A 1107-nucleotide genomic window follows, 5' to 3' on the forward strand; every position below is an offset into this window, starting at 1 on the left:
GTTGCTGAAAGGCTCCGGCGGCCACGCCGGCAGCCGCATGATCGCCGGCTCCTTGGTGGTGGCCGGTGGCACCGGCGAGATGCCCGGCTATCTGATGCGTCGCGGTTCGATCCTTCTCGATCGCACGCCGGCACGCATGTCGCCGAGCTTCGTCGAATGTGGCGCACCCGAGGGCGTTTTCGCCGCCATCATCGATCGTCATCTGATCGCCGAGGGCATTTTGAAACGGCCGCTTCTGGGGAGCGCACCGCGCAAATATGGCGGGGATAACGCAGTGCTCGGAATGGGCGAGGTTCTTTTTCCGCGCTGAGATCCGTCGACACAGGAACCATAGGATGGCAGGACGCAAGTGCTTGCCGCTGGGTGGCAGTGGTGGCGCCGACCGTCATCCGACCCGCAACGTGGAGAACACATGAAAATCATCTCTCAAACGAAAGCCCATGGCGGCGTGCAGGGCGTCTATTCCCATTTGTCGACGAGTTGCCGTTGCGACATGACTTTTGCCGTTTTCAAACCTCCGCAGGCGCGGGAGGCGCCTTGTCCCGTTGTGTGGTATCTCTCAGGCCTGACGTGCACCCACGCCAATGTAATGGACAAGGGCGAGTACAGGCGCATGGCCGCCGAGCTTGGCCTGATCGTCGTCTGTCCCGACACCAGCCCGCGCGGCGCCGACATTCCGGATGAAAAAGACAACTGGCAGTTCGGCTCCGGCGCCGGCTTCTATCTCGATGCGACGCAAGAGCCTTATGCGAAGAACTATCGCATGTATTCCTATGTCACCGAGGAGTTGCCGGCTCTCATCGCGGCTGAATTTCCAGCCGATATGGCGCGCCAGGCAATCTTTGGCCATTCGATGGGCGGGCATGGCGCGCTGACGATTGCCTTGAAGAATCCGCAACGTTTCAAGAGCTGCTCGGCGTTCGCCCCGATCGCCCAGCCAAGCACCGCCGGCTGGTCGAGACCGGCTTTTGAGAAATATCTCGGGAAGGATGAGGCTTCGTGGCGAACCTGCGACGCGACGTCGCTCATCGACGACGGATACCGTTTCCCCGAATTCTTGGTCGATCAGGGAACGTCGGACGGATTTCTTGACGACGGGCTGAGGCC

At 61.2% G+C, this 1107-nt stretch carries 1 protein-coding gene and 1 pseudogene; both read left to right on the forward strand.

Going from position 1 to position 1107, the window contains the following annotated elements:
- Positions 1 to 310: pseudogene (locus tag EN984_RS35590) on the forward strand (formylmethanofuran dehydrogenase subunit C); the annotation flags it as partial.
- A 102-nt stretch (positions 311 to 412) separates the two neighbouring features.
- On the forward strand, positions 413 to 1107 hold a 695-nt coding region (gene fghA, locus EN984_RS35595; RefSeq protein WP_127384401.1), incomplete at its 3' end, for an S-formylglutathione hydrolase.

This window comes from Mesorhizobium sp. M7A.F.Ca.CA.004.12.1.1 (assembly GCF_003997835.1).
Lineage (GTDB): Bacteria > Pseudomonadota > Alphaproteobacteria > Rhizobiales > Rhizobiaceae > Mesorhizobium.